A 21681-nucleotide genomic window follows, 5' to 3' on the forward strand; every position below is an offset into this window, starting at 1 on the left:
GCTCTCTCCGGGTCCTAGTGAGAGTGTTCAGCCCGCCATCCGGTCATCCGGATGGAGGCATACCGCACCACGATAACGGGTATAGACGTGCGGCTAAAAACCGAGCAGGTCAGAGCGGCTGTGAGAGCCACTCTGACCTGGTCGGAAACCTGTGAGGGTCGAGGTCAGTTCTTCTGGATCTGGTCGAAGCTGAGCTCGACCGGGGTCTCGCGACCGAAGATCTCGACGAGGCCCTTGACCTTCTTCGAGTCGGCGTTGATCTCGTTGATCGTCGCCTGCAGCGTCGCGAACGGGCCGTCGGTGACGGTGACCGAGTCGCCCACCTCGAAGTCCAGGACCTCGACGGTGACCTTGCGGGCCGGAGCCGGCTTGCCCTCGGCCTCGGCGGCCTCGCGGGCGGCCTTCTCCTCGGCCTCCGGGGCGAGCATCTTGACGATCTCGTCCAGGGTCAGCGGGTACGGGTCGTAGGCGTTGCCCACGAAGCCGGTGACGCCCGGGGTGTTGCGGACGACGCCCCAGGACTCGTTCGTCAGATCCATGCGGACGAGAACGTAACCGGGCAGCTTGTTCTGCCGGACGTTCTTGCGCTCGCCGTTCTTGATCTGGACGATCTCTTCCTCGGGCACCTCGGCCTGGTAGATGAACTCCTCGACGTTCAGCGAGACGGCACGCTGTTCGAGGTTGGCCTTCACGCGCTTCTCGTAGCCCGCGTAGGTGTGGATCACGTACCACTCGCCGGGCAGGCCGCGGAGCTCGTCACGGAGGGCCTGGATCGGGTCGACCGGAGCGGCGGGCTCCTCGTCGGCCTCCTCGGCCTCGTCCTCGACGCCGGCCTCAGCCTCGGCCTCGGTGTCCTCGTCGGACTCGTCCTCGGCCTCGGTGTCCTCGACGTCGGCGTCGGAGTCGTCCTCGACGTCGTCCTCGATCTGCAGGGCGGCCTCTTCGGCCGCCTCGCCCGCAGCGGCGTCAGCAGCCTCAGCCTGGTCCTCGTCGGCCGCCTCGAGGATGTCGAGCTCGTCCTCGGAAACGGACTCGTTCAGGTTCGGGTCAGACACGGTGGCTGCTTCTTCCTGGATACAGATGGGGTGGAACAAGAAATCAGCCGAAGACGTACTTGACTGCTTCCTGGAAGCCATAGTCAATCACGGTCACCAGACCGATCATGATGACAACGAAGACAATCACTACCGTGGTGTACGTCGTCAGCTGGCTGCGAGTGGGCCAGACGACCTTGCGAAGCTCCGCGACGATCTGGCGGTAGAAGAGCGCGAGACGGCCCAGAGGGCCCTTCTTTCCGCGCTTGCCGCCCTTACGGGCCTTCTTCTTCGAGTCCGGCGCCTCGTCCTCGGCATCAGGCATGTCGATGGAGCCCACGGCGTCCGTCACGCTTCTCACCTGATCCCGGGTCATGGCAGTGCCGTGCCGGGTGGATCCGCACGGCGGTGCATTGAAGTACGTACATGCGCACACATCCTGGCGGTGTGTGTAGCAGGGCCGGAGGGACTTGAACCCCCAACCGCTGGTTTTGGAGACCAGTGCTCTACCAATTGAGCTACGACCCTTTGTGGCTCCCCCAACCTACCGCATCGTGAGACGTGGTCGGTGAGGGCCAACGAGCAGTGAGTGTACGTGTTCATGAGCCCGACGTCGAACAGAAAGCACGTGGGAGCCCCGGCGGGCCGTCGTACGACCAGGAATGACCGTTCCTGTCCGCTCCCTGAAACCTGTGTGCCGGGCGCGAAGCGGGTCTGGGAGCATGGGCCGCATGAGCGCTGCTACCCCTCCGACCGAGCGCCGGGTCTCCGCCCGCGTCGGTGCGATCTCCGAGTCCGCGACCCTCGCCGTCGACGCCAAGGCCAAGGCCCTCAAGGCCGCCGGGCGCCCGGTGATCGGTTTCGGCGCGGGTGAGCCCGACTTCCCGACCCCGGACTACATCGTCGACGCCGCCGTGGAGGCGTGCAAGAACCCGAAGTACCACCGCTACACCCCGGCCGGCGGTCTGCCCGAGCTGAAGGCCGCGATCGCCGCCAAGACGCTGCGCGACTCCGGCTACGAGGTCGACGCCTCCCAGGTCCTGGTGACCAACGGCGGCAAGCAGGCGATCTACGAGGCGTTCGCGGCGATCCTCGACCCGGGCGACGAGGTCATCGTCCCGGCCCCGTACTGGACGACGTACCCCGAGTCGATCCGCCTCGCGGGCGGTGTCCCGGTCGATGTCGTCGCCGACGAGACCACCGGCTACCGCGTCTCGGTGGAGCAGCTGGAGGCGGCGCGCACGGAGCGGACCAAGGTCGTCCTCTTCGTCTCCCCCTCGAACCCGACCGGCGCCGTGTACAGCGAGGCCGAGACCGAGGCGATCGGCCGCTGGGCCGTCGAGCACGGTCTGTGGGTGCTGACGGACGAGATCTACGAGCACCTGGTCTACGGCGGCGCGTCCTCGGCCTCCCTGCCGGCGGTGCTGCCGGAGCTGCGGGACAAGTGCATCGTGGTCAACGGTGTCGCCAAGACGTACGCGATGACCGGCTGGCGCGTGGGCTGGATCATCGGCCCGAAGGACGTGGTCAAGGCCGCGACGAACCTGCAGTCGCACGCCACGTCCAACGTGAGCAACGTGGCGCAGGTGGCCGCGCTGGCCGCCGTCTCGGGGAACCTGGACGCGGTGGCGGAGATGGGGCGCGCCTTCGACCGGCGTCGCCAGACGATCGTCCGGATGCTCAACGAGATCGAGGGCGTCCTCTGCCCGACCCCGGAGGGCGCGTTCTACGTGTACCCGTCGGTGAAGGCGCTGCTCGGCAAGGAGATCCGCGGCAGGCGTCCGCAGACCTCGGTCGAGCTGGCCGCGCTGATCCTGGACGAGGCCGAGGTCGCGGTCGTCCCGGGCGAGGCCTTCGGCACGCCGGGCTACCTGCGGCTTTCGTACGCGCTGGGTGACGAGGACCTGATCGAGGGCGTCTCCCGGATGCAGAAGCTGCTCGCGGAGGCGCGCGACTGACCTCACCCACGGATCTCCGTAGGTGGTGCGGGCCCCCGGTTCCTCGGAACCGGGGGCCCGTTCTTGCGTTCTAGCAAGGTCCCGATCGGGGAAAGGGGCTGTATTCGTCCATTCGAGTGCGGCAAGATCCTTCAATGGAGCACGTTTCCGAGCACGTTTTCCGCGACATCCGCCTGCTGCCCAAAGCCCATCTGCATCTGCACTTCACGGGGTCGATGCGGCCCACGACGCTCATCGAGCTGGCCGACAAGTACGGCGTCCATCTCCCGGAGGCGCTGAGCGGTGGCACCCCGCCCAAGCTGCGGGCGACCGACGAGCGCGGCTGGTTCCGGTTCCAGCGGCTGTACGACATCGCCCGGTCCTGTCTGCGGGAGCCCGAGGACATCCAGCGTCTGGTCCGCGAGGCGGCCCAGGAGGACGTGCGGGACGGCTCGGGCTGGCTGGAGATCCAGGTCGATCCCACCTCGTACGCTCCGCTGCTCGGGGGTCTGATCCCGGCCATGGAGGTCATCCTCGACGCGGTGGACGCGGCCTCGCGCGAGACCGGGCTCGGGATGCGGGTCCTGGTGGCCGCGAACCGGATGAAGCACCCGCTGGAGGCCCGCACCCTGGCGCGGCTCGCGGTGCGGTACGCGGACCGGGGCGTCGTCGGGTTCGGGCTCTCCAACGACGAGCGCCGCGGTATGGCCCGTGACTTCGACCGGGCTTTCGCGATCGCCCGTGACGGCGGTCTGCTGGCGGCCCCGCACGGCGGGGAGCTGACCGGTCCGGCGTCCGTACGCGACTGCCTGGACGATCTCCGGGCGGCGCGGGTGGGCCACGGGGTACGGGCGGCGGAGGACCCGCGGGTGCTGCGCAAGCTCGCCGAGAGGGGCGTGACCTGCGAGGTCTGCCCGGCCTCCAATGTGGCGCTGGGGGTCTACGAGAAGCACGAGGACGTTCCGCTGCGCACGCTCTTCGAGGCGGGGGTGCCGATGGCGCTGGGCGCGGACGACCCGCTGCTCTTCGGCTCGCGTCTCGCCGCCCAGTACGAGATCGCCCGTCGCCACCACGGCTTCACGGACGTGGAGCTGGCGGAGCTGGCCCGTCAGTCGGTGCGCGGCTCGGCCGCCCCGGAGGACGTCAGGCGGAAGCTGCTGTCGGGGATCGACGACTGGCTGGCGAGCCCGGCCGTCTGAAGTGCGCGTAGGGCGGATACGCCTGGAAGCCGACGTCGAGTTCGGTCGCGCGCCATGCCCGCTCGGGCTCCAGATGGTGGGTGAGCGAGGTCATCAGGGCGTCGTGGCCCTGCGTCACCCGCTTGTGGCGCGGGCCGTTGCCGGCGGCGTACGCGAGTTCCGTCGAGGCGGCGGCGAAGACGTCGCGGCTGCCGAAGAGGAAGAGCGTGCCGGCGTGGGCGGCCGGGCGCAGCCGGTCGCGGGTGTCCCGGTGGTCGCGGCGCTCCGTCCAGCGGGTGGCGTGCGCGGTGGTTCTGGCTTCGTCGGTCCGGACGGTCCGTGGAGTCGCCCGGGTCAGCCTGCGGCGCAGTGCGGGCCAGGCGGAGGGGCGCAGGCCGAGGGAGTGGTGGACCAGGAGGAGGTCGACCGGTTCACCGGGCGCGTAGGCCCGGGGAAGGCTCTGGCGCAGCGGGAGGTGCACGATCGTGCGCCGGGAGAACGCGGCGAAGGAGAGGAACCCGGCGAGGCGCGAGAGGCCGTCGTGGTCGCCGACGAGATAGCCCCGGTCCGCGAGCGGATCGCTGAGGGTGGTGTGCCGCAGGGGGGACCAGGGCTGGACGACCCGGTGTTCGTACGGACCGGTGCGGGGCCTGAACTCGCGGACCTTGAGACGCATGGCGTCAGCGTGGCCGGGTGCCGGGCCGGGCCGCAACGTCATTTCGCCGGGCGATCCCGGCCACCAGGGTGCGGGCGATCGAGGCGGCGAAGGTGTCGAGGTCCTGGGGCGGTTCCTTGCCGACCTTCGCGTCGTAGGCGAAGGCGCGCTGGGAGCAGGCGCCGAGCAGCAGGGACGCCGCGGCGAAGGTGTCGGCGCCGGGGTCGACGCGGCCCGCCGCCTGTTCGGCGCGCAGGTAGGCGTCGAGGCTCTCCAGGGGGCGGTGGGGACCGGCGTCGAGCCGTCGCATCGACGCGTCGTGGCGGGCCTTGAGCCGGGTCTCGGCGTAGAGGGAGGCGGCGATCGGGAAGCTCTGGGCGTAGAAGAGGGCGGCTCGGCGGGCGATCTCGGTGAGGTTCTCCTCCACGGTGCGCCGCCCCGGTTCGGCGGTCAGCGACTCCAGGAGAGGCGCCAGTTCGGGGAGACGCTCGGTGAGGACGGCGACGAAGAGCTCCTCCTTGCCCGCGAAGTACTTGTAGAGCGCCGCCTCCGAGCAGCCGGCGCCCCGCGCGATCTCCTTGGTGGTCGTACGGGCGAGGCCCACGGTGGTCCACAGCTCGTGCGCCGCGTCGAGGATCCGTTCCCGCGTGCGCTTCGTCTCCATGGCGTCTCCAACCGGGTTGACGGAGGGGTGAGTACGCACTCACCATACGGGTGAGTGAACACTTACCCACCCCAGGAGGGTGCGACATGAAGCTCACCGTCTTCGGTGCCACCGGTGGCATCGGCCAGGAGATCGTCCGCCAGGGTCTGGCCGGGGGCCACGAGGTCACGGCGGTGGTGCGCGACCCGGCACGGTTCGCGCTCACCGGCGAGCGGCTCGAGGTCCGCCGGGCGGACCTCACCGACCCCGGGACCCTGCGCGGTGCCGTCGCCGGCAGGGACGCGGTGCTGTCCGGCCTGGGCGCGCGCAGCCGCGCGGACGCCGGCGTCGCCGCGAAGCTCACCCGCTCGGTCCTCGCCGCCATGGAGGCGGAGCGGGTCCGGCGGCTGCTGGTCGTGAGCGCCGCCCCGCTCGGGCCCGTCCCCGACGGGCAGACCGTCCTCGACCGGACGGTGCTCGCGGTCGTCAACTCCGTCCTGAAGGACATCTACGACGACCTGCGCGTGATGGAGAGCGACCTGGCGGCCAGCGCCACCGACTGGACGTCCGTACGCCCGCCCAAGCTGACGAACAGGCCGGTCACCGGCCGCTACCGCTCGGTCGTCGGCGGCAATCCGCCACGGGGGCGCTCCCTCGCCCGCGCGGATGTCGCCCACGCCATGCTGGCGATGATCGACGACCCGGCCACGGTCAGGCAGGGCGTGGGCGTGGCGTACTGAGACGTGCCGAGGGCGTACGAGGCGGTCGGCGGTCGTCTCCTCACGGAGATGTCAGAGGCTGACGCCGACCGTCACCGGCTCGTTGACGAGGGTGACCCCGAAGGCGTCCCGCACACCGGCGACGACCTCGCGGGCGAGCGCGAGGAGGTCCTCGGTGGTGGCCTCGCCGCGGTTGGTGAGGGCGAGGGTGTGCTTGGTGGAGATCCGGGCGGGCCCGGAGCCGTACCCCTTGGTGAAGCCCGCCTTGTCGATCAGCCAGGCGGCCGAGGTCTTGACCTGCCCGTCCTCGCCCGCCGGGTAGGCCGGCGGGGTCACGTCCGCGCCGAGCCGCTCGGCGGCCCGTGCGAGGAAGGTCTCGTACTCTCCCGGCGTCAGGATCGGGTTGGTGAAGAAGGAGCCGGCTGACCAGGTGTCGTGGTCGGCCGGGTCGAGGACCATGCCCTTCCCGGAGCGCAGCGTCAGGACGGTCTCGCGGGCCTGCGCGAGCGGGACGCGCTCGCCGACCTCGACGCCGAGGGCACGGGCGGTCTCGGCGTACCTGACCGGCGCGGAGAGGCCCGCCGCGTCCTCCAGCCCGAAGCGGACGCGCAGCACGACGTAGCGGTCGGGTTCGGCCTTGAAGCGGCTGTGGCGGTACGAGAAGGAGCAGTCGGCGTTGGGAAGGGTGACCGTCTCCTCGGCGCGGCGGTCGTAGGCGACGACCTCCGTGATGGTGGCGGAGACCTCCTGGCCGTACGCGCCGACGTTCTGGATCGGGGTCGCGCCGGCTGATCCCGGGATCCCGGCCAGGCACTCGATGCCCGCGAGCCCCGCGTCGACCGTCCGCGAGACGGCGTCGGTCCACACCTCACCGGCCGCCAGCTCCAGCGTCGTGCCGTCGAGGGCGTAGCTCTGGGTGGCGATGCGCAGGGCGGTGCCGTCGAAGCCCTTGTCCCCGATGACGAGGTTGGAGCCGCCACCGATGATCAGCAGCGGGGTGCCGGACGCGTCCGCCTCGCGGACCGCGGCGATCACCTCGTCGTCGGTGGTGGCCGTGACGAGCCGGTTCGCGGGGCCGCCGAGCCGGAAGGTGGTCAGGGGGGCGAGGGGGGCGTCGTGGAGTACCTGCACGGGCTCAAGAGTACGGGGGCGGCCCGGCCCGTCCGGGCAGGGCCGCCCCCGGCGCGACGGTGAGAGTGCCGTCACACGGCGGCCGGCTCGTTGGCCCCGGCCGGGTGCCCGGCCGCGCGCTCGGGCTCGTACTCGCCCGTGTGCCCGTGTCTGTGCTCGTCATTGTGCTTGGGGTCGTGCTGGGCGTCGTGCTTGTCATCGTGCTTGTCATCGGCGGACGGCCCCGCGGAACGGTGTCCGGGCACGAACAGCGCCGCCAGCGCTCCCAGGACGACGAACCCGGCTCCGACCCACAGAGCGGGCCGCAGCCCGTCCACGAACTCCTGACCGGAGCCGTAGCCTCCCTGGGCGGCGAAGATCGAGGCCATCACGGCGACGCCGAGGGCGCCGCCGACCTCGCGCAGGGCGTTGTTGGCGCCGGAGGCGATGCCCTGCTCGGAGGGGCGGACGCTCGACATGACCAGGCTGGCGGCGGGCGCGAAGAAGAGCGCCATGCCGATCCCGCTCACGATCAGGGCCGGCAGCTGGGCGGTGTACGCCATGTCGGGCGCCACGACGAGCGCGGACCAGCCGAGCCCGAGGGCCTGGAGCGCGAGACCGGCCGCGACGACCGGGCGGCCGCCGATCCGGTCCGAGAGGTAGCCGGCCAGCGGCGCCACGATCATGGGCATGCCCGTCCAGGGCAGCATCCGCAGTCCCGCCTCGGTCGGCGAGTAGCCGAGCACGCCCTGCATGTACTGGCTGAGCAGGAAGATCGAGCCGAACATGCCGAGGAACATCAGCAGGCTCGCCGCGTTGATCCCGCTGAAGGCACGGCTGCGGAAGAGACGCATGGGCAGCATCGGCGCCCTGCCGCGGATGCCGTGGCGGACGAAGCCGCCCAGGAGCGCGCCGCCCGCGATCAGGGCGGTGAGGACGATGCCGCTGGTCCAGCCGTCGATCGGGCCGCGGATCAGCCCGTACACGATCCCGAAGAGGCCGCCGCTGGCGAGGAGGGTGCCGACGATGTCGAGGCGGGCCCGGGAGCCGTACGACTCGGACAGCCGCAGCCGGGCGAGCGGCAGCAGGGCGACGCCGAGCGGGACGTTCAGCCAGAAGATCCACTGCCAGGAGACGTGCTCGGTGAGCGCGCCGCCGATGAGCGGCCCGGAGGCGACCGCGAGACCGTTGACGGCTCCCCATATGCCGTACGCCATGCCGCGCTTGGCGGCGGGTACGGCGGCGGTGAGCAGGGTGAGGGTGAGCGGCATCATGATGGCGGCGCCCGCGCCCTGGACGGCGCGGGCGGCGATCAGGGTGTCGATCCCAGGGGCGAGGGCAGCGCCCGCGGACGCCACGGTGAAGATCGCGAGCCCGACGGTGAAGAGCCGCCGGCGGCCGAAGCGGTCACCGAGGGCGGCGCCGAACATCAGCAGGACGGCGAAGGTGAGGGTGTACGCGCTCACCGTCCATTCGAGGTCGTGCAGCGCTCCCCCGAGGTCCTCGCGGATCGAGGGCAGTGCGGTGGTGACGACGAGGTTGTCGAGGGCCGCCATGAAGCCGGCGACGCTGGTGATGACGAGGGCCCAGGCGGCCCCGCTTCGCCGGTCGGTCACGTGCTCGTTCATCGTTGTCCCCTTCCGAGAACAAGGTTAGTTATCAATGACTAACTTTCCCGGCAGAAAAGAGCCCGGACCTTTGCCACAGAGAGGGCCGCACGCACCTGTCGGTCCTGCGCTTCGCGCCCTACGCCTCGAGCTTGCCCTTGACGCGGGCAGAGGGGTACAGCCCCTGCCAGACCCGGTGGTCAGGCGGAAAGCCCATGGCCACCATCGCGTTGATCAGCATGCCGTACGCCATGAACGTCGTCGTCTCGTCGACATCGGCACCGAGCGCCAGATGGACCCCGTCCCACAGCTCCATCCAGCCGGCCCGCACGACCTCGCCGAAGCCGTGCTCACCGGCCGCCTCGGCGGCGGCCACCGTCAGATAGACCTGCATCTGCATGAGCAGCCGCTCCGGCTCCTCGGCGATGGCCTGCGTGTAGGCGTTGGCCATCGCGTGAAGGGCCTCCTCGCCCTCCAGCCCTTCGGCCGCCTCCATGAACACGCGCCTGGAGTCCGCGAGGCAGCGCTCGGACGCCGCCAGGAAGATCGCCTTCTTGCTCGGGAAGAGGCGGAACAGGTACGGCTGCGAGACACCGACGCGCTTGGCGATCGCCTCGGTGGACGTTCCGTAGTACCCGCTGCGGCTGAACTCGCTCATCGCCGCGCGAATGACGCTCTCGCGCCGCTCCTCCGCGCTCATCCTGACCATGCGACTAAGTTAGTACTCAATCACTAACTTGGTCAAGAGGGGGGCCGGGCGGCCGCTTTTCCGCAGCCGCCCCCTCCGGGGCTCCGGGGCTCCGGGGCTCCGGGGCTCCCTGGGAGCCCGTTGGAGCCCTCCGGGACTCCCTACGCGAGCGTGACCACGGCCCGGGACATGCCCAGGACCTTCTGGCCCGCCGACGTCGCCGTCAGGTCCACCCGGACCTGGTTGCCGTCCAGCTTGGCCGCGACCTTGGCGCTGACCTCGATCAGGGCGCCCTTGTCGTCGTTCGGCACGATCACCGGCTTGGTGAAGCGCACGCCGTACTCGACGACGGCCGCCGGGTCGCCGGCCCAGTCGGTCACGACGCGGATCGCCTCGGCCATGGTGAACATGCCGTGCGCGATGACGTCCGGCAGGCCGACCTCCACCGCGAACTTCTCGTTCCAGTGGATCGGGTTGAAGTCCCCGGAGGCACCGGCGTACCGCACCAGGGTGGCGCGGGTCACGGGGAAGGACTGCGCCGGCAGCTCCGTGCCGACCTCGACCTCGTCGTAAGCGATCTTCGCGGTCATCCTCAGACCTCCTCGGGGGCGCGCGAGACGAGCTTGGTCCAGGCGGTCACGACGTGCTCACCGGTCTCGTCGTGGACCTCACCGCGGATGTCCAGGATGTCGTTGCCCGCCAGCGACTTGATCGCCTCGATGGTGGACGTGACCGACAGTCGGTCCCCCGCCCGCACCGGCCGGGTGTACGCGAATTTCTGGTCACCGTGCACGACGCGGCTGTAGTCCAGGCCTAGCTGCGGGTCCTCGACGACCTGCCCCGCGGCCTTGAACGTGATGGCGAACACAAAAGTCGGCGGAGCGATCACATCGGGGTGACCGAGCGCCTTCGCCGCTTCCTGGTCGAGATAGGCGGGATTCGCGTCGCCGACCGCCTCGGCGAACTCGCGGATCTTCTCGCGGCCGACCTCGTACGGCGGGGTGGGCGGATAGGTCCGGCCCACGAAGGACTGGTCGAGCGCCATGAACTCGATACCTCCTGGATTTGTTGCCGACAAACGACACGAGGCCGCCCCCTGGTGGGGACGGCCTCGTGTACGAGCCTGATTAACGCGTCTCGCGGTGCGCAGTGTGCGAGTTGCAGCGGGGGCAGTGCTTCTTCATCTCAAGACGGTCCGGGTTGTTACGCCGGTTCTTCTTGGTGATGTAGTTCCGCTCCTTGCACTCCACGCAGGCCAGCGTGATCTTCGGGCGGACGTCGGTGGCAGCCACGTGAGTGCTCCTTGACGGACGGATGGACGGATGAACGCATAGAAGAGTAGCCGATCGAAGGACCGACCCCACAATCGGCTACTGTGTGTAGCGGTGACCGGACTTGAACCGGTGACACAGCGATTATGAGCCGCTTGCTCTACCGACTGAGCTACACCGCTTTGATGATCTGGATCCCGCCCGAGGGCGGGCTCCTTCTCACCAGAGCCCCAATACGGAATCGAACCGTAGACCTTCTCCTTACCATGGAGACGCTCTACCGACTGAGCTATTGGGGCGAGCGATGAAGACATTACACGGTCCTCCGCCGATCGCCCAAATCCGTTTCCCGGTCCTCGCCCGCCTCTCCTGCTCGCGCGCCCCGTAGGCCACACGTGGCCTCATCAGTACGACTATTGCGCTCCTCCTCGAAGGGCGGCCGGAGCCCCCCTAGGCTCGGCCCCACGCTGCCCGAACTTGATCTTGAGCTGGACCTTTGAGCTGGACCTTTGAGCTGGAACTTGAGGAGCCGTGAGGAGCCCGATGTCAGCCGACAGCAAGCAGCCCCAGCCGCCCGACGACCGGGCAGCCGCCACCGCCGACTCCACCGCGCTCCTGCTCTCCAACGCCCGGCTCACGGACGGCCGGACGGTCGACGTCCGCCTCGGCGGCGGCCGGATCGAGGCCGTCGGCACGGCCGGCAGCCTCACCGCCGTCGGTGCCCGTGTCGACCTCGCCGGCTATCTGCTGCTCCCCGCCCCCGCGGAGCCGCACGCCCACGCCGACACCGCGCTCAGCGCCGACTCCCCCGGTCCGGTCTCGTACGCCCCCGAGGAGGTGCAGCGGCGGGCCACCGAGGCCGCGCTGCTGCAGCTCGGGCACGGCGCCACCGCGCTGCGGGCGCACGTGCGGATCGGCGACGTCCAGGGTCTCGGCCCGCTCGAAGCCGTGCTCCAGGCGCGGCGCTCGCTGCGCGGGCTGGCGGACCTCACGGCGGTCGCGGTGCCCCGCCTGCTGACGGGTGTGGCGGGCGCGGATGGGCTCGCGATGCTGCGGGACGCCGTGAAGATGGGCGCGGGCGTGGTGGGCGGCTGCCCGGACCTCGACCCCGACCCGGCCGGCTACGTGGAGGCGCTCCTGGAGGTGGCCGGGGAGCAGGGCTGCCCGGTCGACCTGCACACGGACGGTGACGATCCGGCGCGGCTCTCCCGGCTGGCGGCGATGGCGGGCGGGCTGCGGCCCGGGGTGACGATCGGTCCGTGCGCGGGCCTGGCCCGGCTGCCGGTGGATCAGGCGCGCCGGGCCGCCGACCAGCTGGCGGCGGCCGGGGTGACGGTGGTCTGCCTCCCCCAGGGCGGCTGCGGCGCGACCGAGCTGCGCGGCGCGGCGCCGGTCCGGCTGCTGCGGGCGGCGGGGGTACGGCTCGCGGCGGGCAGCGGGGCGCTGCGGGACGTCGCCAACCCGGTCGGGCGCGGGGACCCGTTGGAGTCCGCGTACCTGCTGGCCTCGCTGGGCGGGCTGCCGGCCGAGGACGCGTACGGGGCGGTGAGCACGGCGGCTCGTACGGCGATGGGGCTCGCCGAGGTACGGGTGGAGGCCGGGTTCCCGGCGGAGCTGCTCGCGGTGCGCGGGGAGCGCCTGTCGGGCGTGCTGTCCCTCGCGTACAGCCGGATCGTGGTGCACAGGGGCCGGGTGGTGGCACGCACCAGCGCGGTGCGGGAGTACTGCGACTCGGCGGCGGCGCTCGACCTGCCGCGCCAGGCACGCCCGGAACGTCCGGAGCCGGGAAGCCCTCCGGCCGGTCCCGTCGTACGGTCGTGAGTATGCGCATTGTCATCGCTGGAGGACACGGTCAGATCGCCCTGCGTCTGGAGCGGCTGCTCTCGGCGTCGGGGCACGAGGCGGCGGGGATCATCCGCGATCCGAAGCAGGCCGACGACCTGCGCGCGGCGGGGGCCGAACCCGTCGTGCTGGACCTGGAGTCGGCGTCGGTGGAGATGGTCGCGGCGGTCCTGCAGGGCGCCGACGCGGCGGTCTTCGCGGCCGGCGCGGGCCCGGGCAGCGGCACCGCCCGCAAGGACACGGTGGACCGCGCGGCGGCGGTCCTCTTCGCCGACGCGGCGGAACGGGCGGGCGTACGCCGCTACCTCGTCGTCTCGTCCATGGGCGCCGACGCCACCCGCCAGGGCGACGAGGTCTTCGACGCCTACCAGCGCGCCAAGGGCGCGGCGGACGACGACATCCGCGCCCGGGAGCGCCTGGACTGGACGATCCTGCGCCCCGGCATGCTGACGAACGACGCCGGCACGGCCCTGGTCCGCCTGGGGGCCTCGACGGGCCGCGGCCCGATCCCCCGCGACGACGTGGCGGCGGTCCTGGCGGAACTCCTGGAGACCCCGGCGACGGCCGGCCTGACCCTGGAGCTGATCAGCGGCTCGATCCCGGTCTCGGTGGCGGTGAAGGACGTGGCGGGCAACTGACCCGAGAGGGGCAGGCAAAGAAGAAGGTCCCCGGTGCGAGCACCGGGGACCTTCTCTATCGCGTGGCGGCGCCAGGATTCGAACCTGGGTAGGCTAAGCCGACGGATTTACAGTCCGCTCCCATTGGCCACTCGGGCACACCGCCATGGGATGTCGCTGCTCGGAGCCGCTTTTCGGCGGTGCTCCGTGGCAACGACGTAAACGATACCTGATCCCCAGGGGTGCTTCGCCACCGGATTGATCAGCGGTTCCGGGGTGATCGGATGACTAGGCTTGCCCCGTACGCCAACGCAACCGCAACGCATTCGACGCAAGGAGCCACACGTCATGGCCGACTCCAGTTTCGACATCGTCTCCAAGGTCGAGCGGCAGGAGGTCGACAACGCCCTCAACCAGGCCGCGAAGGAGATCTCGCAGCGCTACGACTTCAAGGGCACCGACGCCTCGATCTCCTGGTCGGGCGAGAAGATCCTGATGCAGGCCAACGGCGAGGAGCGCGTGAAGGCGATCCTCGACATCTTCCAGACCAAGCTGGTCAAGCGCGGGATCTCGCTGAAGTCGCTGGACGCCGGTGAGCCGCAGCTGTCCGGCAAGGAGTACAAGATCTTCGCGACGATCGAGGAGGGCATCTCCCAGGAGAACGCCAAGAAGGTCTCCAAGGTCATCCGCGACGAGGGCCCCAAGGGCGTCAAGGCGCAGGTCCAGGGTGACGAGCTGCGGGTCAGCTCGAAGAGCCGGGACGACCTGCAGGCCGTGCAGGCGCTGCTCAAGGGCAAGGACTTCGACTTCGCGATCCAGTTCGTGAACTACCGCTAGCCACGAGCTGCGTGTCCGAAAGCCGCCAGCCTCCGGGTGGCGGGCCTCGCACACTGGACGCGGAGTGAGCGCGAGGAGAGGAACCGCCATGACGGTGTACGCGTACGTCGAAGGGCCCCTGGGCGAGATGCTGCTCGTCGGGCGGGGAGCCGGCGAAGGCGGGCGGACCGCACTGGTGTCGCTGTCGCTGCCCGGGCAGAAGGGTGCCGCCGCCGTCGAGGACGGCTGGCGGCACGCGCCCGAGGCGTTCGAGGAGATCGCCGGGCAGCTGAGGGAGTACTTCGCGGGGCGGCGAGAACGCTTCGACGTCGTGTGCGCCGACAGCGGGACGGAGTTCCAGCGGCAGGTGTGGCGGGCCCTGGAGGAGATTCCGTACGGCTCCACCGTCTCGTACGGGGACATCGCCCGGCAGGTCGGTTCCGCCGGGGTCGGGGTGCGGGCCGTCGGCACCGCCATCGGGCGCAATCCGCTGCTGGTGGTGCGGCCCTGCCACCGGGTGATCGGCGCGGACGGGAGTCTGCGGGGGTACGCGGCGGGCCTGGAGCGCAAGGAGCGGCTGCTCGGCCTCGAAGGGGCCCTGGTGGCGTGATGGACGGGCTGTTCCCGCGCGAGCGGGCGGAGGTCGCTCCGGGCGCGGTGCACGTGCCCGGGTGGCTCTCCCCCGACCGGCAGCGGGAGGTGGTGGCCGCCTGCCGGGAGTGGGGGCGCGGGCCTGTGACGTACCGTCACACGGTGCTCCCCGGCGGCGGGGTGATGTCCGTGCGGTCGCTCTGCCTGGGGCGGCGCTGGGTTCCGTACCGTTATCTCGACACGGTCGATCTGGAACTGCCGGAGTGGTTGCGTGTGTCGGGGCAGGACGCCGTCCGCGAGGCGTACGGGGAGGAGCTCCCCTTCTCCCCCGACACCGCTCTGGTGAACTTCTACGACGCCGGCGCGACGATGGGCCTGCACCAGGACAAGGACGAGCGGTCCGGGGCGCCGGTGGTGTCGTTGAGCCTCGGGGATCGTTGCGTCTTCCGGTTCGGGAACACCGAAACCCGCGGGAGGCCGTACACGGACGTGGAGTTGGCGTCCGGGGATCTCTTCGTCTTCGGCGGGCCGTCACGCTTCGCGTACCACGGGGTGCCCAAGGTCCATGCCGGCACGGCCGCCCCCGCGCTGGGGCTTGTCGGGCGGCTGAACATCACGCTGCGCGAGACCGGGCTCTAGAGGGCGTCTTGGCCATCCGGCCTGAGCTGCACGGCACTCCTAGCGCGAGCGTGAGTGGCCGAAGAGGATCCGGTAGGCGATCAGCAGCACCAGCGAGCCGCCGATGGCCGAGAGCCAGGTGGCCGTGTCGTAGAAGCCGGTGGCGATCGGGCGGTCCAGGAACGTGGACGAGATCCAGCCGCCGATGAAGGCGCCGGCTATGCCGATGAGGGTCGTGCCGATGAGCCCGCCCGGGTCGCGGCCGGGGAGCAGGACCTTGGCGACGACGCCCGCGAGCAGGCCCAGGACGATCCAGCTGATGACGTTCATGCAGGAGAGGACGCGGGGGTGCCGGGCACGGTTGCGGAGCATCGTAATGTGCGGGGCATGACACAAGGACTCCGCCGCTCGCTCGGCGTCTTCGACGCCGTCGTCATCGGGCTCGGCTCCATGGTGGGCGCCGGAATTTTCGTCGCGCTCGGCCCGGCGGCCGGAGCGGCCGGTTCCGCGCTGCTCCCGGCGCTCGGGCTCGCCGCGCTCGTCGCGTACTGCAACGCGATGGCCTCCGCCCGGCTCGCCGCCCTGTACCCGGCCTCGGGCGGCACGTATGTGTACGGTCGCGAACGCCTCGGGCCCTTCTTCGGCTACCTGGCCGGCTGGGCGTTCGTCGTCGGCAAGACCGCGTCCTGCGCGGCGATGGCGCTGACCGTCGGGGCGTACGTCTGGCCGGATCAGGCGCACGCGGTGGCGGTCGCGGCCGTGGTGGCGCTGACGGCGGTGAACTACACCGGCGTCCAGAAGTCCGCGCTCCTCACCCGGGTCGTCGTGGCGCTGGTCCTCGCGGTCCTCGCCGCCCTGATCGTCACCGTCGCGACCTCGGGAGAGGGTGACTTCGGGCGGCTCGCCCTGGGCGGGGACGCGACGGCCGGTGGCGTGCTCCAGGCGGCGGGGCTGCTGTTCTTCGCGTTCGCGGGGTACGCGCGGATCGCCACGCTCGGCGAGGAGGTGCGCGATCCGGCCCGGACCATTCCCCGGGCCGTCCCCATGGCGCTCGGCATCGCGCTCGCGGTCTACGCGGCGGTGGCGGTGTGCGTGCTGGCCGTCCTCGGGCCGCAGGCCCTGGCGGCCTCCCCCGCGCCGCTCGTGGACGCGGCGCGGGCGGCCGGCGCCGGATGGCTGGTGCCCGTCGTCACGGTCGGCGCGGCCGTCGCCGCGCTGGGCTCGCTGCTCTCGCTGATCCTCGGGGTCTCCCGTACGACCCTGGCGATGGCCCGGGACGGTCATCTGCCGACCGGGCTCGCCGCCGTGCACCCCCGCTTCCAGGTGCCGCACCGGGCCGAGCTCGCGGTGGGCGCGGTGGTGGCCGTGGTGGCGGCCACGGTGGACGTACGGGGCGCGATCGGCTTCTCGTCCTTCGGCGTGCTGGTCTACTACGGCATCGCCAACGCCTCGGCGTGGACGCTGGGCCGCTCGCACCGGCCGCTCGCCGCGCTGGGACTTGCCGGGTGCGGGGCGCTGGCGTTCGCGCTGCCGCCGGCCTCCGTCCTGGCCGGGCTCGGGGTGCTGGCGGCGGGCACCGTCGCGTACGCCGTCAGCCGGGGACGGCGCGAACACCCACCGCGTCCCTGAGCCGGTCGGTCGCCGACCGGTCGTCGCCGTGAGCCGGTCGGTTCGGATCGGGTCCATGCCGTGAGCCGGTCGGTCCGGCGCCGGTCCATGCGATGAGCCGGTCGGTCCGGCGCCGGTCCATGCCGTGAGCCGGTCGGTCCCCGACCGGTCCTCGCCGTCGGCTCCTGTCCGCTCCCGCGTCAGTGGGTCGTGTACGGGTACGGCTGGTCCGTGGGGACGATCTCCTTGCCCAGCGGCAGCAGCGACACCGGGACGAGCTTGAAGTTCGCGAGGCCCAGCGGGATGCCGATGATCGTGACGCAGAGCACGATGCCCGTGGTGATGTGGCCGAGCGCCAGCCACCAGCCCGCGAGGATCAGCCACAGCACGTTGCCCACGACGGAGGGAGCGCCCGCGTCGCGCCGGTCCACGACCATGTGGCCGAAGGGCCACAGGGCGTAGACGCCGATGCGGAAGGCGGCCAGGCCGAAGGGGATCCCGATGATCGTGATGCACAGCAGGACACCGGCCAGCAGGTAGCCGAGGAACATCCAGAAGCCGCACAGGACGAGCCAAATGACATTGAGGATTGTCTTCATGGGCGGCGACCTGCCATCTGCTCGAGTCGGGCGATGCGCTCCGCCATCGGCGGGTGCGTCGAGAACATCTTCGAGAGCCCTCTGCCCGCTCCGAAGGGGTTCGCAATCATCATGTGGCTCGCGGTCTCGATCTTGGGCTCGGGCGGCAGGGGCAGCTGCTTCGTTCCCGCCTCGAGCTTGCGCAGGGCGCTCGCGAGGGCCAATGGGTCGCCCGTGAGCTGGGCGCCGGAGGCATCGGCCTCGTACTCCCGCGAGCGGGAGATGGCGAGCTGGATGACCGACGCGGCGACCGGACCGAGGATCATGATCATCAGCATGCCGAGCAGGCCGGGGCCGTCGTCGTCGCTGGAGCGGCCGACCGGGATCAGCCAGGCGAAGTTGACCAGGAACAGGATCACGGAGGCGAGCGCTCCGGCGACCGAGGAGATCAGGATGTCCCGGTTGTAGACGTGGCTGAGCTCGTGGCCGATGACGCCGCGCAGCTCGCGCTCGTCGAGGATCCGCAGGATGCCCTCGGTGCAGCACACGGCGGCGTTGCGGGGATTGCGGCCGGTGGCGAAGGCGTTGGGTGCCTGGGTCGGCGAGATGTAGAGCCGGGGCATCGGCTGGCGGGCCTGCGTGGAGAGCTCGCGCACCATCCGGTACAGCTCGGGTGCCTCGAATTCGCTGACGGGCCGGGCCCGCATGGCCCGCAGGGCCAGCTTGTCGCTGTTCCAGTAGGCGTACGCGTTGGTGCCGAGCGCCACGACGAGCGCGACGATCAGCCCCGTACGCCCGAAGAAGCTGCCGATGAGAATGATGAGGGCCGAGAGCCCTCCGAGGAGTACGGCGGTCCTCAGCCCGTTGTGCCGGCGGTGCACGGTACGCCCTCCAGGTGGTGCGGCAGGGGAACCCTTTGCTCGGTGGCGGTGTCCACTCGTCCAGTGGACCCTCCCGTACTGGTCAACGCCAGGCGGGAGGTACGGGTTCCCCGGGCCGTACCAGGGGCGGCGGGCGGGCGGTTGGGCCGAAGGGGTGAGCCGGGGGCAGCCGGTTGAGCCCTGGAGGCTGGGTCAGAAGAGGCTGGTCGCCGCGAAGCGCAACGCGAACTGCGGGTAACCCGACAGTACGACGCCGACGACGGCGGCCACCGCGATCGCCAGGGTCACCGCCGCGGGCACGCGCGCGAGGGCGGTCTTCTCCCCGGTCGGCGCCCGGAACAGCAGCGCCGTCCACCGCAGGTAGTAGTAGAGACCGATCACGACGTTGACACCCATGATCACGGCCAGCCAGCCGAGCCCCGCGTCGACCGCCGACGAGAAGACGGTGACCTTGGCGAAGAGGCCGATGATGCCGGGCGGCAGACCGGCCAGGTTCAGCAGGAAGAACCCCATGGTGAGGGCGACGACCGGCCGTTCGGCGTACAGGCCGCGGTAGTCGGCGATCCGGTTCTCGGGGTGCGTCCGGGCTACCAGCACGACCACCGCGAAGGCGCCGAGGTTCACGACGGCGTACATCAGGGCGTACGCGACGGTGGCGCCGATCTGGTCGTCGCTGGAGTACGCGGCGGCGGCGATCGGCACCAGGAGGTAGCCGGCCTGGGCGACGGAGGACCAGGCGAGCAGCCGGACCGCGCTCCACGCGCGCGTGGAGACCTGCCGCAGGGCGGCCACGTTGCCGACGGTCATGGTGAGCGCGGCGAGGACGGCGAGCGCCGGACCCCAGACGTCCGCGTACGAGGGGAACGCGACGACCGTGACCAGGATGAGGCCGGTGAAGCCGACGGCCTTGCCGACCACGGAGAGGTAGCCGGCGACGGGCAGGGGGGCGCCGACATAGGTGTCGGGGACCCAGAAGTGGAAGGGGACGGCCGCCGTCTTGAAGGCGAAGCCGACCAGGGTGAGGGCGACACCGGCCTGGGCGAGGGTCTCCAACTGCCCAGGGACGTCGTCGAGGCGCTGGGCGAGCTCGGTGAGGTGGAGGGTGCCGGTCACGCCGTACACGAAGCTGACGCCGAGCAGGGTCACGGCGGTCGCGGTGACGGAGGAGAGGAAGAACTTGAGCGCGGCCTCGCTGGACTGCCGGTCGCCCCGGCGCAGGCCGACGAGCGCGAAGGCGGGCAGCGAGGCCACCTCCAGGGCGACGACGAGGGTCGCGAGGTCGCGGGACGCGGGCAGCAGTGCCGCGCCGGCGGCCGAGGAGAGCAGCAGGAACCAGTACTCCCCCGCCGGCAGCTTCTCCTTGGTGTCGGAGAGCGACAGGAGGGCCGTGAGCAGCGCCCCGCCCAGCACCAGGAACTGCAGGACGAGGGTGAAGCGGTCGGCGGTGTAGCTGCACGCGGCGGTCGCCGCCGGTTCGGTGGTGAGGCAGAAGGTGGAGCGGTCGCCGGCGCGCAGCGGGATCAGCAGGGCGATCGAGGCGACGAGCCCGGCGATCACGGTCCAGCCGAGGAGCTGCTTGTGGCGTGCGGGGACGAAGAGGTCGGCCACGAGCACGGCCAGCGCGACCACGGCGGTGAGCGTGGGGGGCGCGATCGCGAGCCAGTCGACGGACTGGACGAGGTTCGTGGTCGTCACGAGTTCCCTCCCGCGAGGAGCTTCTGGACGGCCGGATCGGTGAGGCCGAGGAGGACCGCGGGCCACAGGCCGGCGAGGACGGTGAGGGCGACGAGCGGGGTCCAGGCGGCGAACTCGTATCCCTGGACGTCGGCGATCGCCGTCTCCCCGCTCGGGCGGGGGCCGCCCATGCAGACCCGGCGGACGACCACGAGCAGGTACGCGGCGGTGAGCAGGGTGCCGAAGGCGCCGATCGCCATGAAGGTGAGGAAGGCGGGGCGGCTGAGGCCCGCGGCCGGTTCGAAGGCGCCGAACAGGGCCAGCATCTCGCCCCAGAAGCCGGCGAGGCCGGGCAGTCCGAGGGAGGCGACGGCGGCGAAGGCGAGCAGTCCGCCCAGGCGGGGCGCGCGGCCGTAGAGCGCGGCGCCGGTGGCGCCGGCGAGGGTGTCGAGATCGGCGCTGCCGTACCGGTCCTTCACCGCGCCGACCAGGAAGAAGAGCAGGCCGGTGATGAGGCCGTGGGCGATGTTGGCGAAGAGCGCGCCGTTGACTCCGGTGGGGGTCATGGTCGCGATGCCGAGGAGCACGAAGCCCATGTGGCCGACGGACGAGTAGGCGATCAGGCGCTTGAGGTCGCCCTTGCTGCCGCGCCGCGCGAGGGCGAGGCAGGCGAGCGATCCGTAGATGATGCCGGCGACCGCGAAGGCGGCGAGGTACGGGGCGAAGATCCGCATGCCGTCGGGGGCGACGGGGAGGACGATCCGGACGAAACCGTACGTTCCCATCTTCAGCAGGACGCCCGCGAGGAGGACCGAGCCGACGGTCGGGGCGGCGGTGTGGGCGTCCGGGAGCCAGCTGTGCAGCGGCCACATCGGGGTCTTGACGGCGAGCCCGATCCCGATCGCGAGAACGGCGGTGACCTGCACGGATGTGGTCAGCCCACGGCCGTTGTCGGTGGCCAGTGCCACCATGTCGAACGTGCCCGCCTTCACGCCGATGAGGAGCAGGCCGAGCAGCATGACGACCGAGCCGAGCAGCGTGAAGAGGATGAACTTCCAGGCGGCGGCCTGCCTGCCCTCGCCGCCCCAGCGGGCGATGAGGAAGTACATCGGGATGAGGACCATCTCGAAGGCCAGGAAGAAGAGCACGAGGTCGAGGACGGCGAAGGTCGCGAGGGTGCCGGACTCGAGGACGAGGAGAAGTGCCACGAAGCCCTTGGGGGAAGGGTCGGCGGCCCGCGGCGTCTGCCGCTGATGTTGCTGCTTGAAGTAGCTGTGGAGCGCGCAGAGGAAGGTCAGCAGCGCGGTCATGACCAGGAGGGGGAGGGAAATGCCGTCGACACCGAGGTGGATCCGCACGTCGAGCGCGGGGATCCAGGTGATGTCCGTGCTCGCCTGCATCCTCGACGGCCGGTCGTGGTCGAAGCCGAGGGTGAGGACGATCGTGGCGACGAGGATCACGCCGGTGACGATCACGCCGTGGCGGAGCACGGCCTGGTCGGGTGACGTCCCCTTCAGCCCCGGCGGGGCCGGGAGGAGAGCGGCGGCGGCGCCGACGAGCGGGCCGGCGACGATCAACGCGAGAAGGAACTGCATCACGGATTCGCTGATATCG

At 71.0% G+C, this 21681-nt stretch carries 24 protein-coding genes and 4 tRNA genes; 9 read left to right on the plus strand and 19 right to left on the minus strand.

Features of this window, described 5'->3' with window-relative positions; translation table 11 throughout:
- Positions 1-164: 164 nt before the first annotated feature.
- The 3 genes from nusG to ACZ4VW_RS28830 all read right to left on the minus strand — a co-directional run bounded on the left by nusG (position 165) and on the right by ACZ4VW_RS28830 (position 1562).
- Complete coding sequence (gene nusG / locus ACZ4VW_RS28820; protein ID WP_467967408.1) at positions 165-1055, minus strand: transcription termination/antitermination protein NusG; 891 nt, start codon at positions 1053-1055, stop codon at positions 165-167.
- A gap of 43 nt (positions 1056-1098) precedes the next feature.
- Positions 1099-1386, minus strand: coding sequence for a preprotein translocase subunit SecE (gene secE, locus ACZ4VW_RS28825; protein WP_137993978.1), 288 nt, complete (start codon positions 1384-1386; stop codon positions 1099-1101).
- 103 nt (positions 1387-1489) lie between these two features.
- Positions 1490-1562: transfer RNA gene (locus ACZ4VW_RS28830), tRNA-Trp, on the minus strand.
- A gap of 203 nt (positions 1563-1765) precedes the next feature.
- Here ACZ4VW_RS28830 and ACZ4VW_RS28835 point away from each other — a divergent pair.
- Entirely contained in the window at positions 1766-2992 is a 1227-nt protein-coding gene (locus ACZ4VW_RS28835; protein ID WP_467967410.1) for a pyridoxal phosphate-dependent aminotransferase, read from the plus strand.
- Between the two features lie 134 nt (positions 2993-3126).
- Positions 3127-4170, plus strand: coding sequence for an adenosine deaminase (locus ACZ4VW_RS28840; RefSeq protein WP_467967412.1), 1044 nt, complete (start codon positions 3127-3129; stop codon positions 4168-4170).
- Here the strand turns inward: ACZ4VW_RS28840 and ACZ4VW_RS28845 are convergent.
- Both ACZ4VW_RS28845 and ACZ4VW_RS28850 read right to left on the minus strand, forming a co-directional pair.
- A complete protein-coding gene (locus ACZ4VW_RS28845) occupies positions 4115-4825 on the minus strand; it encodes a hypothetical protein (RefSeq protein WP_467967414.1) in 711 nt (236 codons plus the stop codon). The two genes, ACZ4VW_RS28840 and ACZ4VW_RS28845, sit on opposite strands and share 56 nt — an antisense overlap.
- A 4-nt stretch (positions 4826-4829) precedes the next feature.
- Positions 4830-5468: a TetR/AcrR family transcriptional regulator gene (locus ACZ4VW_RS28850; RefSeq protein WP_467967416.1), complete on the minus strand. Its 639-nt coding sequence runs from the start codon at positions 5466-5468 to the stop codon at positions 4830-4832.
- An 86-nt stretch (positions 5469-5554) separates the two neighbouring features.
- Here ACZ4VW_RS28850 and ACZ4VW_RS28855 point away from each other — a divergent pair, with 86 nt between their 5' ends.
- Entirely contained in the window at positions 5555-6187 is a 633-nt protein-coding gene (locus ACZ4VW_RS28855; protein ID WP_467967418.1) for an NAD(P)-dependent oxidoreductase, read from the plus strand.
- Positions 6188-6238: 51 nt separating this feature from the next.
- Here ACZ4VW_RS28855 and ACZ4VW_RS28860 read toward each other — a convergent pair whose 3' ends face one another.
- The 8 genes from ACZ4VW_RS28860 to ACZ4VW_RS28895 form a co-directional block, all read right to left on the minus strand.
- Positions 6239-7297 (minus strand): UDP-N-acetylmuramate dehydrogenase, encoded by a 1059-nt coding sequence (locus ACZ4VW_RS28860; RefSeq protein ID WP_467967420.1) that lies wholly within the window; start codon positions 7295-7297, stop codon positions 6239-6241.
- Between the two features lie 71 nt (positions 7298-7368).
- The gene (locus ACZ4VW_RS28865; protein WP_467967421.1) at positions 7369-8904 is read right to left on the minus strand and encodes an MFS transporter; all 1536 of its coding nucleotides are present in this window, start codon (positions 8902-8904) and stop codon (positions 7369-7371) included.
- Positions 8905-9022: 118 nt separating this feature from the next.
- Positions 9023-9592: a TetR/AcrR family transcriptional regulator gene (locus ACZ4VW_RS28870; protein ID WP_467967423.1), complete on the minus strand. Its 570-nt coding sequence runs from the start codon at positions 9590-9592 to the stop codon at positions 9023-9025.
- Positions 9593-9732: 140 nt separating this feature from the next.
- Positions 9733-10161, minus strand: coding sequence for a MaoC family dehydratase (locus ACZ4VW_RS28875; protein WP_467967425.1), 429 nt, complete (start codon positions 10159-10161; stop codon positions 9733-9735).
- Positions 10162-10163: 2 nt separating this feature from the next.
- Complete coding sequence (locus ACZ4VW_RS28880; RefSeq protein ID WP_467967427.1) at positions 10164-10616, minus strand: FAS1-like dehydratase domain-containing protein; 453 nt, start codon at positions 10614-10616, stop codon at positions 10164-10166.
- Between the two features lie 82 nt (positions 10617-10698).
- Positions 10699-10863, minus strand: a complete 165-nt coding sequence (gene rpmG, locus ACZ4VW_RS28885; protein ID WP_003956487.1) for a 50S ribosomal protein L33 — start codon at positions 10861-10863, stop codon at positions 10699-10701.
- Between the two features lie 88 nt (positions 10864-10951).
- Positions 10952-11024 (minus strand) — tRNA-Met (locus ACZ4VW_RS28890).
- Between the two features lie 44 nt (positions 11025-11068).
- A tRNA-Thr gene (locus tag ACZ4VW_RS28895) sits at positions 11069-11141 on the minus strand.
- A 244-nt stretch (positions 11142-11385) separates the two neighbouring features.
- Here ACZ4VW_RS28895 and ACZ4VW_RS28900 point away from each other — a divergent pair.
- Positions 11386-12663 carry an amidohydrolase family protein gene (locus tag ACZ4VW_RS28900; RefSeq protein WP_467967429.1) on the plus strand — a complete coding sequence of 426 codons (1278 nt, stop codon included), beginning with the start codon at positions 11386-11388 and terminating at the stop codon, positions 12661-12663.
- A gap of 2 nt (positions 12664-12665) precedes the next feature.
- Complete coding sequence (locus ACZ4VW_RS28905; protein WP_467967431.1) at positions 12666-13322, plus strand: NAD(P)H-binding protein; 657 nt, start codon at positions 12666-12668, stop codon at positions 13320-13322.
- 63 nt (positions 13323-13385) lie between these two features.
- Here ACZ4VW_RS28905 and ACZ4VW_RS28910 read toward each other — a convergent pair.
- Positions 13386-13467: transfer RNA gene (locus ACZ4VW_RS28910), tRNA-Tyr, on the minus strand.
- Between the two features lie 182 nt (positions 13468-13649).
- Between ACZ4VW_RS28910 and ACZ4VW_RS28915 the strand changes: the two genes are divergently transcribed.
- The 3 genes from ACZ4VW_RS28915 (at position 13650) to ACZ4VW_RS28925 (ending at position 15347) form a co-directional block, all read left to right on the plus strand.
- Positions 13650-14138 (plus strand): YajQ family cyclic di-GMP-binding protein, encoded by a 489-nt coding sequence (locus ACZ4VW_RS28915; protein WP_467967433.1) that lies wholly within the window; start codon positions 13650-13652, stop codon positions 14136-14138.
- An 88-nt stretch (positions 14139-14226) separates the two neighbouring features.
- Entirely contained in the window at positions 14227-14727 is a 501-nt protein-coding gene (locus ACZ4VW_RS28920) for a methylated-DNA--[protein]-cysteine S-methyltransferase (protein WP_467967435.1), read from the plus strand.
- On the plus strand, positions 14727-15347 hold the full coding sequence (locus ACZ4VW_RS28925) for an alpha-ketoglutarate-dependent dioxygenase AlkB family protein (protein ID WP_467967573.1): 621 nt from the start codon (positions 14727-14729) through the stop codon (positions 15345-15347). The genes ACZ4VW_RS28920 and ACZ4VW_RS28925 overlap by 1 nt, the downstream gene beginning before the upstream one ends.
- 39 nt (positions 15348-15386) lie before the next feature.
- Here the strand turns inward: ACZ4VW_RS28925 and ACZ4VW_RS28930 are convergent, their stop codons facing one another.
- A complete protein-coding gene (locus ACZ4VW_RS28930) occupies positions 15387-15656 on the minus strand; it encodes a GlsB/YeaQ/YmgE family stress response membrane protein (protein WP_361861038.1) in 270 nt (89 codons plus the stop codon).
- Between the two features lie 57 nt (positions 15657-15713).
- On the opposite strand from ACZ4VW_RS28930, the gene ACZ4VW_RS28935 reads away from it, so the two are divergent.
- The gene (locus ACZ4VW_RS28935) at positions 15714-16955 is read left to right on the plus strand and encodes an APC family permease (protein WP_467967437.1); all 1242 of its coding nucleotides are present in this window, start codon (positions 15714-15716) and stop codon (positions 16953-16955) included.
- Between the two features lie 179 nt (positions 16956-17134).
- On the opposite strand, the gene ACZ4VW_RS28940 is transcribed toward ACZ4VW_RS28935, so the two are convergent.
- From ACZ4VW_RS28940 to ACZ4VW_RS28955, 4 genes are all read right to left on the minus strand, one after another.
- Entirely contained in the window at positions 17135-17533 is a 399-nt protein-coding gene (locus tag ACZ4VW_RS28940) for a YccF domain-containing protein (RefSeq protein ID WP_467967439.1), read from the minus strand.
- Complete coding sequence (gene htpX / locus ACZ4VW_RS28945; RefSeq protein ID WP_467967441.1) at positions 17530-18393, minus strand: zinc metalloprotease HtpX; 864 nt, start codon at positions 18391-18393, stop codon at positions 17530-17532. The genes ACZ4VW_RS28940 and htpX overlap by 4 nt, the downstream gene beginning before the upstream one ends.
- Positions 18394-18585: 192 nt before the next feature.
- Positions 18586-20088: an NADH-quinone oxidoreductase subunit N gene (locus ACZ4VW_RS28950; protein WP_467967443.1), complete on the minus strand. Its 1503-nt coding sequence runs from the start codon at positions 20086-20088 to the stop codon at positions 18586-18588.
- Positions 20085-21662, minus strand: coding sequence for a complex I subunit 4 family protein (locus ACZ4VW_RS28955; protein ID WP_467967575.1), 1578 nt, complete (start codon positions 21660-21662; stop codon positions 20085-20087). The genes ACZ4VW_RS28950 and ACZ4VW_RS28955 overlap by 4 nt, the downstream gene beginning before the upstream one ends.
- Positions 21663-21681 lie beyond the last annotated feature (19 nt).

The organism is Streptomyces sp. NPDC029139 (genome assembly GCF_055564335.1).

Excerpts from the sequence above, each read along its gene's own strand:
- ACZ4VW_RS28835 (WP_467967410.1), top strand. The coding sequence starts at position 1,766 with ATGAGCGCTGCTACCCCTCCGACCGAGCGCCGGGTCTCCGCCCGCGTC.
- ACZ4VW_RS28840 (WP_467967412.1), top strand. The coding sequence starts at position 3,127 with ATGGAGCACGTTTCCGAGCACGTTTTCCGCGACATCCGCCTGCTGCCC.
- ACZ4VW_RS28845 (WP_467967414.1), bottom strand. The coding sequence starts at position 4,825 with ATGCGTCTCAAGGTCCGCGAGTTCAGGCCCCGCACCGGTCCGTACGAA.
- ACZ4VW_RS28850 (WP_467967416.1), bottom strand. The coding sequence starts at position 5,468 with ATGGAGACGAAGCGCACGCGGGAACGGATCCTCGACGCGGCGCACGAG.
- ACZ4VW_RS28855 (WP_467967418.1), top strand. The coding sequence starts at position 5,555 with ATGAAGCTCACCGTCTTCGGTGCCACCGGTGGCATCGGCCAGGAGATC.
- ACZ4VW_RS28865 (WP_467967421.1), bottom strand. The coding sequence starts at position 8,904 with ATGAACGAGCACGTGACCGACCGGCGAAGCGGGGCCGCCTGGGCCCTC.
- ACZ4VW_RS28870 (WP_467967423.1), bottom strand. The coding sequence starts at position 9,592 with ATGGTCAGGATGAGCGCGGAGGAGCGGCGCGAGAGCGTCATTCGCGCG.
- ACZ4VW_RS28875 (WP_467967425.1), bottom strand. The coding sequence starts at position 10,161 with ATGACCGCGAAGATCGCTTACGACGAGGTCGAGGTCGGCACGGAGCTG.
- ACZ4VW_RS28880 (WP_467967427.1), bottom strand. The coding sequence starts at position 10,616 with ATGGCGCTCGACCAGTCCTTCGTGGGCCGGACCTATCCGCCCACCCCG.
- ACZ4VW_RS28900 (WP_467967429.1), top strand. The coding sequence starts at position 11,386 with ATGTCAGCCGACAGCAAGCAGCCCCAGCCGCCCGACGACCGGGCAGCC.
- ACZ4VW_RS28905 (WP_467967431.1), top strand. The coding sequence starts at position 12,666 with ATGCGCATTGTCATCGCTGGAGGACACGGTCAGATCGCCCTGCGTCTG.
- ACZ4VW_RS28915 (WP_467967433.1), top strand. The coding sequence starts at position 13,650 with ATGGCCGACTCCAGTTTCGACATCGTCTCCAAGGTCGAGCGGCAGGAG.
- ACZ4VW_RS28920 (WP_467967435.1), top strand. The coding sequence starts at position 14,227 with ATGACGGTGTACGCGTACGTCGAAGGGCCCCTGGGCGAGATGCTGCTC.
- ACZ4VW_RS28925 (WP_467967573.1), top strand. The coding sequence starts at position 14,727 with ATGGACGGGCTGTTCCCGCGCGAGCGGGCGGAGGTCGCTCCGGGCGCG.
- ACZ4VW_RS28930 (WP_361861038.1), bottom strand. The coding sequence starts at position 15,656 with ATGAACGTCATCAGCTGGATCGTCCTGGGCCTGCTCGCGGGCGTCGTC.
- ACZ4VW_RS28935 (WP_467967437.1), top strand. The coding sequence starts at position 15,714 with ATGACACAAGGACTCCGCCGCTCGCTCGGCGTCTTCGACGCCGTCGTC.
- ACZ4VW_RS28940 (WP_467967439.1), bottom strand. The coding sequence starts at position 17,533 with ATGAAGACAATCCTCAATGTCATTTGGCTCGTCCTGTGCGGCTTCTGG.
- ACZ4VW_RS28955 (WP_467967575.1), bottom strand. The coding sequence starts at position 21,662 with ATGCAGTTCCTTCTCGCGTTGATCGTCGCCGGCCCGCTCGTCGGCGCC.